At 52.9% G+C, this 13294-nt stretch carries 12 protein-coding genes; 4 read left to right on the top strand and 8 right to left on the bottom strand.

Annotation, left to right across the window (positions count from 1 at the left end; translation table 11 throughout):
* Positions 1-223 precede the first annotated feature (223 nt).
* Together KUV46_11920 and KUV46_11925 are read right to left on the bottom strand one after the other, a co-directional pair.
* The gene (locus KUV46_11920) at positions 224-745 is read right to left on the bottom strand and encodes a hypothetical protein (GenBank protein QYJ00043.1); all 522 of its coding nucleotides are present in this window, start codon (positions 743-745) and stop codon (positions 224-226) included.
* A gap of 98 nt (positions 746-843) precedes the next feature.
* Positions 844-1629 carry a serine/threonine protein phosphatase gene (locus KUV46_11925; GenBank protein QYJ00044.1) on the bottom strand — a complete coding sequence of 262 codons (786 nt, stop codon included), beginning with the start codon at positions 1627-1629 and terminating at the stop codon, positions 844-846.
* Positions 1630-1909: 280 nt separating this feature from the next.
* Here KUV46_11925 and KUV46_11930 point away from each other — a divergent pair, with 280 nt between their 5' ends.
* The 4 genes from KUV46_11930 to KUV46_11945 are packed head-to-tail and all read left to right on the top strand — an operon-like array spanning position 1910 to position 5413.
* Positions 1910-2422: a transcriptional activator RfaH gene (locus KUV46_11930; GenBank protein QYJ00045.1), complete on the top strand. Its 513-nt coding sequence runs from the start codon at positions 1910-1912 to the stop codon at positions 2420-2422.
* 22 nt (positions 2423-2444) lie between these two features.
* Entirely contained in the window at positions 2445-3761 is a 1317-nt protein-coding gene (locus tag KUV46_11935) for a sugar transferase (protein QYJ00046.1), read from the top strand.
* 16 nt (positions 3762-3777) lie between these two features.
* A complete protein-coding gene (locus KUV46_11940) occupies positions 3778-4152 on the top strand; it encodes a hypothetical protein (protein QYJ00047.1) in 375 nt (124 codons plus the stop codon).
* Between the two features lie 31 nt (positions 4153-4183).
* The gene (locus KUV46_11945) at positions 4184-5413 is read left to right on the top strand and encodes a glycosyltransferase family 4 protein (GenBank protein QYJ00048.1); all 1230 of its coding nucleotides are present in this window, start codon (positions 4184-4186) and stop codon (positions 5411-5413) included.
* On the opposite strand, the gene KUV46_11950 is transcribed toward KUV46_11945, so the two are convergent.
* The 6 genes from KUV46_11950 to KUV46_11975 all read right to left on the bottom strand — a co-directional run bounded on the left by KUV46_11950 (position 5410) and on the right by KUV46_11975 (position 13284).
* Positions 5410-6516 (bottom strand): O-antigen ligase family protein, encoded by a 1107-nt coding sequence (locus tag KUV46_11950; protein ID QYJ00049.1) that lies wholly within the window; start codon positions 6514-6516, stop codon positions 5410-5412. The two genes, KUV46_11945 and KUV46_11950, sit on opposite strands and share 4 nt — an antisense overlap.
* Positions 6517-6830: 314 nt before the next feature.
* Positions 6831-7985, bottom strand: coding sequence for a hypothetical protein (locus KUV46_11955; GenBank protein ID QYJ00050.1), 1155 nt, complete (start codon positions 7983-7985; stop codon positions 6831-6833).
* A 2-nt stretch (positions 7986-7987) separates the two neighbouring features.
* Positions 7988-10246, bottom strand: coding sequence for a polysaccharide biosynthesis tyrosine autokinase (locus tag KUV46_11960; protein QYJ00051.1), 2259 nt, complete (start codon positions 10244-10246; stop codon positions 7988-7990).
* A 17-nt stretch (positions 10247-10263) separates the two neighbouring features.
* Positions 10264-10959, bottom strand: a complete 696-nt coding sequence (locus tag KUV46_11965; protein QYJ00052.1) for a polysaccharide export protein — start codon at positions 10957-10959, stop codon at positions 10264-10266.
* Between the two features lie 386 nt (positions 10960-11345).
* Positions 11346-12401 carry a phytanoyl-CoA dioxygenase family protein gene (locus tag KUV46_11970; protein QYJ00053.1) on the bottom strand — a complete coding sequence of 352 codons (1056 nt, stop codon included), beginning with the start codon at positions 12399-12401 and terminating at the stop codon, positions 11346-11348.
* Between the two features lie 16 nt (positions 12402-12417).
* On the bottom strand, positions 12418-13284 hold the full coding sequence (locus KUV46_11975; protein QYJ00054.1) for a glycosyltransferase family 2 protein: 867 nt from the start codon (positions 13282-13284) through the stop codon (positions 12418-12420).
* Positions 13285-13294: the final 10 nt, after the last annotated feature.

A 13294-nucleotide genomic window follows, 5' to 3' on the forward strand; every position in this document is an offset into this window, starting at 1 on the left:
CTGCCGCTGAATTTGAGGCGATGGTGTCGTAAATCGTTAAGCTATTGGTTCAGACTGGGACGAAGGGTAAATGCGGGAAAGGAAAAAGCCAAAAAAATCAGGTGCGAGATGGGCTGCGTTCGTTAACACAAACAATTCGAAATTTTGGCTAACCTGGAAGCAAAGCATGAAAAAAGGCGTGCCGAAGTGGCACGCCTTGTTCAAAATCGACTTGTGGGAGTCCTCAGCCTGGGCTTGCAGGCGTGCCATCATCATCGTCGCCGCCAGCTGCCGCGGCTACACCAACAGCACCGAGAGCGGCCGGGATGCCGAAGACTGCAGCGCCGACGCCGCTTCCTGCGGTACCGGCTACAGCAGTACCTTCAAGAGCCGCAATCTGTGTCGACGTCATTGCAACCGGTGGAGGTGCGCTACATGAGGCAGCGGTAACCGCGAAAATCTGCGAAGCGGTGAGCGTCACAGTACATGGCGTTCCGTCGGCGGCAGTGAAATTAAGCGTCGTTGTACCGTTGCTCGTGGTCTGAACGATGTCTCCTTCGAATAGATCGTCGCCTTCTGAAAGAGAATACAAGTTACCTTGACGTTCGACGACGACCGAACCGGTATCACCAGTCGTCGACACAACATCGCCTTCCAAATCCGGCACGGATCCAGAACCAGCTTCATCCTGCGCTACAGCGATTTGAGCGAAGGTCAGCGCTCCAACAGCGGCGGCCAGAGTTGCAATAGATTTCGTGAGGCGCATGTGTGTAGCTCCTTTGTCCCAACTTCCTTTTAGCAAAGAAGCCTTAGATTGTATATATATGATCGCAAATATTCATAATTGAGTAATAAATGCCGAATTCAGGTCGGAGTTGCACACATTCCGCGCACCTGAATGGTCTCAATGGCTTGGTCTTCAAGGCGCACAGCGCTCAGAACGCCCGTTTTGTAGGCGCCGGTATCCAGCCCAATCCTGTTTGGCCGCTGCGTTATCTCGTCTTCGACAGTATGTCCGTGGACTATAACCTTGCCATGATCGGCCTCGCTGTCGAGAAACTCACGTCTGATCCAGCGCATATCCGTCGAGTTTTGTTCAGCGATTGATAGCCCAGGCCGTACGCCAGCGTGCACCAGAAGGTAGTCACCAAACTCAACACTATCGAGAAACCGGCTCATGAAGCGTATGTGGCTATTCGGGATGGCCGAGAGCAGGGCGTGTTCAAGTGCCTCTTCGCCAACTGTTTGGACATAGGCGATATCCACCCCATAGCTTTCTGCGGTTGTGTCGCCGCCATGATAGAGCCATTCACGGAGTTGTTTACGCTCGCCTCTAAGGGCGCGAAGAAGCGCGTCTTCGTGATTTCCCATGAGGAAATGACACTTCAGATCAGGGGGCCGATAGTCGATCAGCAGTTCGATGACGTCTTTCGACTGCGGCCCCCGGTCTATGAGGTCTCCTAAGAAAACGAGGTGAGTTTGCTTGGACGGTCGTTTGGATACATCTTCTTCGATACGCGCCAATAATTGTTCGAGAAGATCAAGGCGCCCGTGTACATCTCCGATTGCGTAGGCGCGCTTGCCTGGGGGCGTGGACGCTGCCTTAGGCTCGCTGGTTGATTTATCGGGCTTAGAAAACAGACGGAACATAGAACTTCATCTCGCTCGCGCTGCGTTAGCAAGCCAAACTCGTCGGCTCTTACAGCGCGTTGGGTATAAGCCTCCCACACGGTCTCTGCGAGCACAACAAACTGATTGCATCTTCGCCAGCGAATCAAAAGGCATCGATCTTGCGTGACGTCTGACTAGTCATCGAGCAGTCAAGAAAAATCGGTAAACGTTTTCTTAAATTTGGTTGATGGCGGCGTTCGGGTGTGTTGTGATTGGTACACCTGCAGTTGATCAAGGGCTTCAGTCTTGGGGAGGCAACATGAGCGTAAACGCATCGCACACCTGGTTTGCCGCGCAGACGTTGGCAGGTAAAGAGAACCTCGCTGTTTCGCATTTGAACCGACAGGGTTTCGAGACAACATGCCCTCAGCTTTGGCGGACGGTCCGCCACGCAAGACAGACCCGACGGGTTCTGCGCCCGATCTTCCCCGGGTATGTTTTCGTAAATGTGGATATGCAGCGCATGAGATGGCGCGCAATCGATAGCACGGTTGGCGTTTCGAGGATTGTTCGTTTCGGGGACAGGCCAGCTGCCCTTCCAACGGATCTGGTCGAGAACTTCAAGGCTCAAACGGGCGAAGACGGTGCTATCGAATTTGAGGACACGCTTGGCGTAGGGGACGAAATTCGGGTGATGTCCGGCGCCTTTCAGGACTGGATTGGACGTATCGTCGATCTTCCGGACAATGACCGTGTCAAAGTGCTTCTAGGGATGATGACCCGCCACGTTGAGGTCACTCTTCCCAGAAAGCAGCTCGCCAAGGCGAGTTGATCAGTAGAGTAGGTCAGGGGACATGAACACACTCAGTCATCTCGCGGTGGGGACAGAACAGCAAGACCGGTTTTCCCGGCGCCTTGCTGATGCGTTGTTCCGTATACGCTACCAACTTATCGGCGCAATCCTTTTTGGGGTCGTTGCGCCGGTCGTTCTCCGCGGACAGTTCGAACGGCTACCCGACCAGATCGCGAGTTACGATAATTCGCTATTCGGCACGCTCTGTGCGGTGCTCATCGGTTATATGGTATTTCGGAAAGTCACCGTGCTTCCGGGTTCGAATGCATTCACTAGCATCACGCCTGCATTCCTGTCATCTTATGGCATAATTATCGCGATCTTTTTCATCCTCAGACTGGATTATAGTCGGGCTCAATTCTTGGTGAGCTTTGTCCTAACCACATGCTGGTTCATCGCGCTGTCTTACTACGTCGCACGTTTTCGGGAGGCTAATCTCGGTCTTGTCTCATCGCAGAAGTTAAAGGAGCTTGCCTCGATACCTGGAGTGAGCTGGGTAAATTTTACATCGCCAGAGGCGGCGTCCAAGCAGCGTCATTTGCCGCTGGTGGTAAACCTGCGTGACCCGAAGCTTGGCCCAGAGTGGGAGCGCTATCTTGCTGAGGAGGCGATCGCCGGCCGCGTCATCTACAACACGAAACAGATTGTTGAATCACTTGAGGGCAGGGTGCGGGTTGAGCACCTTTCGGAAAACTCGTTTGGCCACTTGGCGCCCGATTCCATCTATGCGCCAGCAAAGCGCTATATTGATGCCATAACCGCTGCGGTCGCTTTGGTGCTTCTCTCGCCTTTGTTTTTGATTGTTGCTGCCTGGATCAAGCTTGATAGTCCGGGGCCCGTGATCTTCCGTCAAGAGCGCATGGGATATCGTGGCAAGACCTTCATCATGTTCAAATTGCGCTCCATGACTGTGCGGGCGCCTGACGCCGGCGATAAGCGTAACCTGGACATGACGCAGAACGACGACCAGCGCGTCACACGTTCAGGTCGCTTCATCCGAAAGACCAGAATTGATGAGCTGCCGCAGCTCTGGAATATCTTTATCGGAGAGATGAGCTGGATTGGCCCGCGGCCGGAAACGCTCAGCTTGTCCTCATGGTATGAAGAGGAAATCCCGTTTTACAGGTATCGTCATATTGTGCGTCCTGGGATCACCGGCTGGGCGCAGGTGAAGCAGGGCCACGTCACAAGCGTGGATGATGTCCGCCGGAAGCTTGAATACGACTTCTATTATGTGAAACACTTCTCGGTCTGGACCGATGTTTTCATTGGCATTCAGACTGTGCGCGTGATGTTTACCGGTCTCGGTGCGAAGTAAGGCTCGTTCTCAGCAAATGCTGACCACCGGCATGTGGGCAGCACGGGTGTGTCTCGTGCTGATTTTCGCTTTGTTGGCGTTTTTCTTCATAGGTCCGGAAAGTGAAGTCGACGTCCGATCTTTGATTCCTTGGGACAAAGCGAGGCACGTGGCAGCTTATTTTTGCCTCACCCTGGTCGGACTGCTCGCCTTTCCTAGTCTGCCTTTAATCGCGCTTGGTGGCGGTGTCTCACTGGGTTCAGTAATTATCGAAATCACTCAGCCAGCAGTCGGCCGGACCTTTGATCTTGATGACCTGCTAGCGAATGGTGTCGGTATTACGGTTGTCGCTGCGTTCGTGCTTCTGTCGAACTTTAGAGAGACAGTTCGCGCCATGATACGAAAGCCATGATCGAGCTCTAATCGGGGCCTATTGAGTCGCTATGCCTAGACATTCTCCCGACATCATTTTTGTGAATCGCTTCTTTTGGCCCGATCATAGCGCAACTGCGCAGATTCTTACGGATGTCGCGCAACACCTTGCTCAGTCTGATTTTCGCGTTCGGATCATTACTTCCCGAATGCTTTATTCAGATCCAGGTCAGGTTTTGACGAAGACCGAGAACTGGGAAGGCGTTGAGGTAAGCAGGGTTTGGACGACGCGGTTCGGGAGGTCGAATATGCTTGGGCGCGCGCTAGACTATCTGACCTTCTATGCCTCGGCATTTTTCTCCGTACTTCGCCATGCCGATAAGAACAGCATCGTTATTTCGAAAACCGACCCGCCGCTGATCGGCATTCCAATCGGATATGCGGCGCGGCTCAAGGGAGCTCAACGCGGCAACTGGTTTCAGGATGTATATCCAGAGGTGGCTGAAGCATCGGGGATGAAGTTGCCATCTATTGTATTCCGCTTGCTCAAGTGGATGCGGCGGCGCTCAATCGATAAGGCCGCCATCAATGTCGCGATTGGCGATCTCATGGCCGCGAAATTGAAGCGAGAGATCGCGCCTTCAAATATTACAGTCATTCCAAATTTCGCGGACGACGCATCATTACACCCGGACCCGTTAGGTTGGCTGAACTTACGAAAAGGGTGGGGCTTCAGTGACAGCGATTTTGTTGTCGGCTATTCCGGAAATCTTGGTCGAGCGCATGATGTTCAGACCCTTCTTGGCGCAGCGGAGTGTCTGCAAGATGATCCATGCATCAAATTCTTGCTTGTTGGGGGCGGCCATCAGCGGCAGTTGGTGGAGGACGCCTGCGCAGCGAGAGGTCTTTCGAAAGTATTCTTCCGACCATATCAGCCGAGAGATAGCATAGCCTTATCGCTCAGCGTTCCGGATCTTCACTGGATCAGCTTGAAGCCCGCCTTCGAGGGCCTGATTGTTCCCAGCAAGCTCTATGGCATAGCGGCTGTTGGTAGGCCTGTCCTGATGATTGGCGCGCGAGATGGTGAAGTCGCACAATTGCTCGAAAAATACGGGTTCGGGACCACGGTAATACCCGGCGATGTCGAAGCGGCAGTCAGCGAGATCAGTCGTCTTTCCTTGGCATCCGAAAGCTTGCGTGAAATGAAACAGAATGCGCGGGAGTTCGTCGACATCGCAGCGTCTAGAAAATCAGCGCTAACGGCCTGGCGGGATAAGCTCCTTGAGCTTTCTGGCGCCTAAATTACGATGCGGCGATCATCAGCCGAGCTTGTTGTATCCGGTCGCTTGGTTGCCGTGCTCTTGCGCTGGCGATCACTGTTTCCATTGACCACCAACAGAGCAAAACAAGTCGCTGCAAGACAGGCGATTGCTGGCCTTCGGCCCGGGTAGTCGACGAAACTATGGAGAATAAGGACCAGTAGGGCCGTCGCCGCAGCACGACGAATGCGCCTGTGTTCATCTCCTCGGCGTGTCCAGACCCTGACGAACTGAACAAGCACCAAGACCACCCCGGTCAGCAGAATAGCTATTCCCGGAAGACCAAACTCAACGAGCGCCTGAAGATAATCATTGTGCGCGTGGTTTACGTATTTTTCGGTGACTGTGTCTGGATTCTCATATAGCCTGTAAACGTCCTCAAACGAGCCGAGACCGGTACCTGCCAGCCAGTGGTCTCCTACAACTTTCATTGTGACTGTCCAGATTCCGAGCCGCGACAGGTCTGAGTTCTCGAACGAGGTGACGCCGAGACCGTCAAGCAAAGGGCTGAAAGCGACAAGCAGGACGGCAGCGAACGTTGCAGCGATTACAATGGCCGGAAAAGCAATGGCCAAGCGTCTACTGGATCGGGGTTCTCGAGCTAGCACAACGCACAATGCAAGGACCGGTAGCAGCATCGCATAGCCGGCCACGGACCCGGTCGCCAATATCCCTGTAAGTATGAGACCTGCCGCAGCTGCAACAACTATCGCCTTTGCATGATCGCTATCTCCGGAAGCCCAATCTCTGCGGAGTTGCCCAATCAGTGCCGCTACAAAAGGAAGGCACATCAAAAGGAAACAGGCTTGATGGTTGGGGTTCGCAAACACACCAACTGGAAGACCGCGAGTGGTAATTTCATAGAAATACAGAGAAGCGCTGTCGCCTGCCATGATCTGGGCAAACCCCAGCAATGCTCCCGTCGCGCCGAATAGAGGTATGGCCCAATTAAGACGCGAAGCCGCAAAACGCCAGCCCAGCGCCAAGAAGAGCACAAACATCGCAATTGTCGGAAGCGTGCCAAAAAATGACAGGAAACTCTTGCTCGGCGCAAGTGAAATCGGCATTGCCGTCTTGGCGGGCATGTCCATAAGCTCAAGGCCATCTGAAACTGCAGATCGATCTCCTAAGTGCTGCCAAATGGCATGGGGAAGCGGCACCTGTTGCAGAAAGATCCACAAACTCCAAGCACAGAACAATCCGACTCCCAATAGGGTGAGCCTGTTCCAGCTTCGGGTGGTCACGAAAGGAATCGCAGTCAGAAGAATGATCAGAGCTATAGATGAAAGCCAAAGCCTCGACGCCAGGTCAGTAAGCGAGGATCCTCCAAAAATTACGGTAAGCGCCAAAAGTATCGGCAAAGCAAAGCAGCGAAGATGGCGTTTTAATCTAGACACACTCACGGCGTGGCGACTTCAGATGCGGGCGTGAGCCTTACCTCTCGCACAAAGGCTCTTGCGGTGCGCGGAAATTCGCCCGCAACTCCCGAAAGACGGAGACGCAGATACGGACAACTCTGATCAGGCACAGTGAACGTGACAACTTTAGCCTCAGGCAGGGAGGTCAGTGTATCTATAGAAAGAGTCAATAATGGTTTTCGAGCATCCAGACATTCCAGCGACCATTCAAAACTGCCGCCATTGTCGTAAAGGTTGCCATCCATAACGAAGTTCGCTTCATAAATGCCCGACGAGAGCTCGATAATCTGCTCCGCGATCCATGGTTTGCCCCGACCGAAGAAGCTGACCGCAAGGCCGCCGCCTTGGTCAAAACTCGCGAACGACTGATTGATTCGCCAATTGAAGGGTTGAGCACCGGCCTTTTGCTCAAACCGATTGTCAAATGGAATGGTGCGTGTCTCGCGCGCCTCAGTACTGAGGAATTGAAGGAAGGCACTATTGGCGTTCTCCAGATCACCCTTGGAGATTAGAGAGCGGACCACAGCATCTTGGCTTGCAGGATAATCGCGCGCGAGTGAGATCAGGAAGTCGGTGTCGCTTAACTTCCCAGCAAGCTTATTAACTATCTGCGCTCCCCAAACTGGTTTCTCGCTGAGAAGCTCTTCGATGATCGGCCTTGATGTCTTTTGCAGAGCCATCGCCGAGAGCATGTCTGAATATACCATGGCGTTTTCTCGATTCAGCACGATCAATCGCGCTATTCCGGCGGCTGCGTCTCCATATTCTCCATCTAAATAGTTGAGCTCTGCGAGTTTCAGTCTGGCTGCTACTTGTCTTGGCGCTATGCGGAGCACATGTTCTGCCAGACGCCGCTGCAGCTCAAACGAGTCGGGCTCATCCTTAGAGATGCTGACAAGCCGAACTACAAACGGTTGAGCCGATAGCGGAGCTTTTGCAAACGCTGATTTGAGCGCTAGGTTGTTGTGCAGAGCTTGGAGTGAGAGGGACGCATCGGCCGAGTCGGGTATGTCAGTGCTATCAGCGTCCGTCATTAAGCCTGATTCAAGCTCCTGTTGAAAAAGGAGCTGGTGAAAAACACCGAAGCCGAGCGAAAGCAAGACAAGCCAGCTTGTCACCACAACCACTCGGGCCATGATCAGTCTCCGTCGCGGACGGGAGGCACATCATTGGTATCGGAAAATAGATGCACCTTCCGGCGTATGCTTTCTCGGTCAGGGATCTCCTTTTCACGATAAGCGTAAGCGGCGTTTCCAGAATAATTGTAGTAATAATCGGCGCTATCGTACCCTACCTTTTTGGCATCGAACTTCGTCAAGATGGCGCCAAGTAAGTTTGTTTGGCTTTCAAGAAGCCTGCCGATTGTTCGTGTTGCCGATGGTGTCCGAATGACACCCGATTGAATGATAATCACTGCGCCTTCGCAAATTGATCCCAAAAGTGGCGCATCAGTAAAGCTTAACACCGGTGGTGAGTCGACGACAACTAGGTCGAAAGCTACCTCGGCTTCTGCAATGATAGACTTGAGCCGCGGATTAGAAAGCAACTCAGCCGGATTCGGCGGAATCACGCCAGCCGGCAGCAGGAAAAGGCCGTCGTGGCGAGAGGCTACAATGTTCTGCATCAAGTCTGCTTCGCGAGTGAGCAGACCTGATAGGCCGATGGAGGCGCCTGAGTCGGCTACAAAGGAAGGCTTACGCATATCCGCATCGATGATCAAAACGCGTTGACCAATCTTTGCGAACGCCATTGCAAGGGCAACTGTCGAACTGGTCTTTCCTTCGCCAGGCCTCGTAGAGGTCATGAGCAAGCTTCGAGGCGCGCCACTGGATGTGGTGAACTGAAGAGCGGTACGGGTGGAGAAGAACGCCTCCGACACCGCGGATCGGGGATCGGACAGTTCGCTGGAAACGATATCCTTTTTGTTTTTAACCTTCGGTACAACGCCTATGGACGAGAGACCTAGTTTGTTCTTTACGTCATCAGGTGTCTTGATGGTGTCGTCGATGTAGTTCAACACAAATGCAAGTCCGACGCCCGCTGCCAAGCTTAGGATAAGCGCCTGAAACAGAGATCGACGAAGGTTTGGTTCGAACGGAAATTTGGGCACCAGTGCGCGATCAATAATGGAGATCTGGCTTGAGCCGACCCCGCTGGCGACAGATATTTCTTTCATACGTTGAAGCAGTGCTTCGTATTGTGTTCGGTTGGTGTCTACCTCGCGCTGTAAAATCGTGTAATCGATACGGCGATCACGCAAGTTCTGAAGCTCCTCTCGCAACTCGCCTACCCGCTCGCGTAGGGAAGCTTCGCGCGCTTCCGCCGCCCGGTACTCTGCGCCTAGGGCTGCTACGATACCCTCGCGTTCAAGTTCAATCTCCGCGTCAAGGGAATCGATACGCGCTTGTAGTTGCTGCATCTCTGGGTAGCCAGGTTTGAAAGTACCAAGCTTCTCTTGGTACTCCGCATTCAACTCTGATCTGCGGCTTCTCAGTCGGCTCAGATCTTCGCTTTCCAGCATGGCGCGGGTTGTCGGGTTGCTTTGCGCTTCGCGATAACGCTGTTCAGCATTTATGCGTGCACTTTCGGCAGCAGCTAACTCGGAGTTCAGGGAAAGAATAGAGGTTGCATCAAGGGAGTCACCACCCTCGCCGCCAATTTCCAAAATGTCTGCTTCTGAAGCATATTCAACAAGCTTGCGCTCTGAGTCCTCTAAAGCTTGGCGCGTCGTTTGAAGACGCTCTTGGACGAATTCACGCGCGAACGCTGTAGTGTTATATTTTCTCTCAAGATTAGTTTGGATAAACGTTTCTACCAACGTGTTGGCTATTCGAGCCGCTTCATCCGGATATGGGCTAACAAAAGAGACATTAATTACCCGGCTGCTTCCCTCGGGTCTAACCCGGATGCCTTTGACAATTGTTTCTGCGGCCTGCTTTAAACGATCGTCACGCGACAACGTTTGGTCAGCATAACGCTCATCAGATGATAGATTGAGTACTTCGGCGACGCGTTCGGCCAATGAGCGGCTTCTCAAGAGTGTGTACTGGGTCGCCATATATTGATCGTCAGCGATCACTGCAGGATCTACAGAAGCGCCCTCGATGATCTGCGTTTCCTGGCGTTGAACTTCGATTGTCGAAGTCGCCATGTAAAGCGGAGTGACCCGAAGCGTCAGGATGGCAACAATCGAAACACCAAAAATTGCGATGGCAAGGATCATCCACTTCCGGCGCAGCACAATCTGGAGCACTTGCCAGAAGTTAAAGCCGTCATCTCTCTCGCCGCCGTCGTAATCCTCGCGGACCGCTTCGAACCTCTCAGGCCTACGGTTTGGTCCGACTGCGCCAGGGTGGGATGCCTTGTCGGGAAGGTTGTGGAACCTGTCGTAATTCATTTTAGGCTACCGCTAATTTATAGGATCAAAAACAGGCTGAGTAGGGGGATCGATCTTAGTATTTCGCCATAGGTTTGCCGCGCTTCCGATCCATCGACGACGATGATGTCATTCCCGAACACAACCGGATCATCGGCGTCGCCCCTTCGGATCGCGGTTAAATCGTATGCCGCAGCCATCCGTTGTCCCTCGACCTGCCGGAAAATGACAACCTTGCGAGGGTTCGCGGACTGGGTAGGGCCGCCTGCAAGTGCCACAGCCTGCAAGAGACCGATTGATCCTTCAACGGGATAGATACCAGGGCTCGTAACCGAACCTTCTACGGTTACCCGTTCACGGTCACTATCCTCGACCGACACTGTCACGTCAGCATCTTGAAGGTAATTGTCTTCAAGCCGCTTTTCCAATGTGTTAGCGAGCTGAAGTGCGGTAAGATCCTTTGCAATTACCTCGCCGATCAGCGGCATTTTTATTCGCCCAAGATAGTCGACTTGATAAGACCCATTTAACTCGTCGACACCGAAAACCTTTACCTGCACGATATCCATCGGTCCAATGCGTACCTCGCTGCTTTGAACGATCGAAGTCGTATCGGGAAGCGGTAAATCTTGCGCTGTAATTGATGTGCCAGTGCTACCCGAGTTAGCACCTAAAGAGCATGCGCTAACGAAAAACGACGCCAAAAAACACAAGCTAGTCAACAGTCGCGTCATTCTGGTTCTCCCATTAACCGCATAATTTCTGCTCGATTGAAGCGCCTTGGCACAATCTACATTACTATCAAAAACCTTGGCCAACCTTAAAGCGGATCCGACAAAAAACTGGTTGAAGATGCCTAAGACATCGAGCAATTTTCATGCCACTTCTATTGAAGCGTGGAAAGAGAAGCAAAAACCAACTGTTTTCCCGGCCGATTTCTGAGTCTGACGGTGTTTCAGCCTAAACTCGGAGCGTGATATCGTAGTAGCATGCAGGATCCAGGGTATTTGAAAGTTAAATATAAGCAGCGATGTTTCGAAGGATCTTTTAAGTAGGTGCTGGTACGCTAGTGAGCCCCTTCAATTGGTGCGGTGGTAGCCTCGTACCTTGTCAGAAACATCTAGTTTTTGCGCATTTCGCTTTTGGGTGCTGTGTGCTTTCTTGATGCGATAGCGCCCAAGCCCTTTGACGCTATCATTGTCCGTATACCTAGTTTCTTCAGAGAATAGAATTGGCTGGGAAAATGGGACTCCAAAAACATGATCGCTCGGGCCTTCGCAGTCTCCAAGTCCTTTGGATGGTGTATCCTCACCCCATTTACTGTTTTCACGCGCAATGGCACGATGCGGTTCTGCAATTGCAAGAAGCGGTGGCTGGCAGGGATGGCATGCAGCGTTACAGACTGCCGTGTGCAGTTCGGATCTTGGCTGTTAAGTGAGCCGTGCATAGTGCGTGCATTCCAAACGAGCACATCACCCTTATCCAGCTTTGGGGCACGAATTTCCAAACCTTTGTCGCGGATCATCGCCACAACGCTTTGTATGTATTCCTCGTGATGGTCGGCGATATTGGTCGACCAGCCTTGCAGACCCATGTCCAACTTATGACTGCCTACGCAGACGAAAAAGCGACCAGCACGCGCGACAATGTCTTCCAGTGCGATCCAGGCTGCGACCATGCTGCCGACATTTTCAGAGTCTAGGTAATAGGTATCTTGGTGTTCCCATGTTGCAGAGTTTCCTTCGAAATACATCGATTGGACGATCATGGGATCTTCGGAAAGAATACTTTCCAGCATTCCGATAAGTTTCGGATTGGTCAAAATCGAGTTGATACTGTAGCTGCGGAAGCCGGGAAACTCCTTCGGGTCGACACTCTGCAGGTTCAGGATTGGGTTCATCACCCAACCTTTGTCGTTAAAAACGTGTTGTTCTGCTTGAGCGGTCGCTTGCCTGTATATGAATGATCTTGAAGGTTTGATTTCGGTGGCCCACAATTCCTTTAGTCGATCGCAAGCTACCGGATCAATGGCTCCTCTAATAACCGCGTAACCATAATCTTCGTAATAGCGTGCGGCTGCCTCCAGGTCATTTGGGGCAAACTTGGGGGAGGGATCCTCCTCCTCAGTCTCTGGTACGTCAACTGGCAGCCCACGCGGCGTTTCAAGCTTGATCATCCTAGCTCTCTCCCAATCAACTATCGGGTTTGGTTATTGTCCGGGCGACATTCGTTCGCGTCGGTGCGATTTTTTCAAGCCGGTCGATGCCGATGACAGCGATCATGCCCTCATAGACAGCCAGCATAAATGCATATGCGAAGCCGCGCTTTCCATCGAGGAAGCCCAGACGCCAGAAGTAGACATAGCAAAACTTTAGAAAGGGCCTCAGGGTCAAAGGCGCGCGCGCAGCTAACGCTTTCAGGCGGCGACGGCCGGAAGTGACGCCGCCGCTGCGGCCAGGCTCGTCGCCTGAGCCGCGATTGGATCGGTGCAACTGCTCAACCTCCTGCTCAGCATAGCGAAGATGCCGCCTTAACCAATGCGTAAGGCCGTGAGAAAAAGAGTAGTGAAGATAGGCTTCTGGGAATACGCCAACGCGGTCCCCGGGCAAATCTTCGCGCTGGCCGTGGCCGACCTGCACAAAGCGCAGACCATCGCGGCGGCCGAGCCGCACTTGATAAGATGGCCACATGCCTGCCCATCTCAACCATTTGCCAAAGAACATGGTTTTTGATGGCACTTGATAGGCGTCAATTTTCGCTGGAGCCTCAGTAGCGTCGAGCGCCTGAACGAAATCGGGCGTCAAAACTTCATCTGCGTCCAGGTGTAGTACCCAATCATGGACAAAGCCTGCGTTTTCGACTCCCCAGTTTCGCTGAGCGGAGAAACTGTCGAAAGGACGAGAAAGAACGCGAGCGCCGTGTGCTTCTGCGATTGCCACAGTGCCATCAGTGCTGCCGGAGTCGACCACTACGATGTCGTCACACCAAGCGAGCGCTCCCAGACAGGCCGGTAGGTTCGCTTCTTCATTTAGGGTCAGGATGAGTGTAGAGACTTTCACGGAGCAGCAC

It is taken from the genome of Thalassovita mediterranea (assembly GCA_019448215.1).
Classification (GTDB): Bacteria; Pseudomonadota; Alphaproteobacteria; order Caulobacterales; family Hyphomonadaceae; genus Henriciella.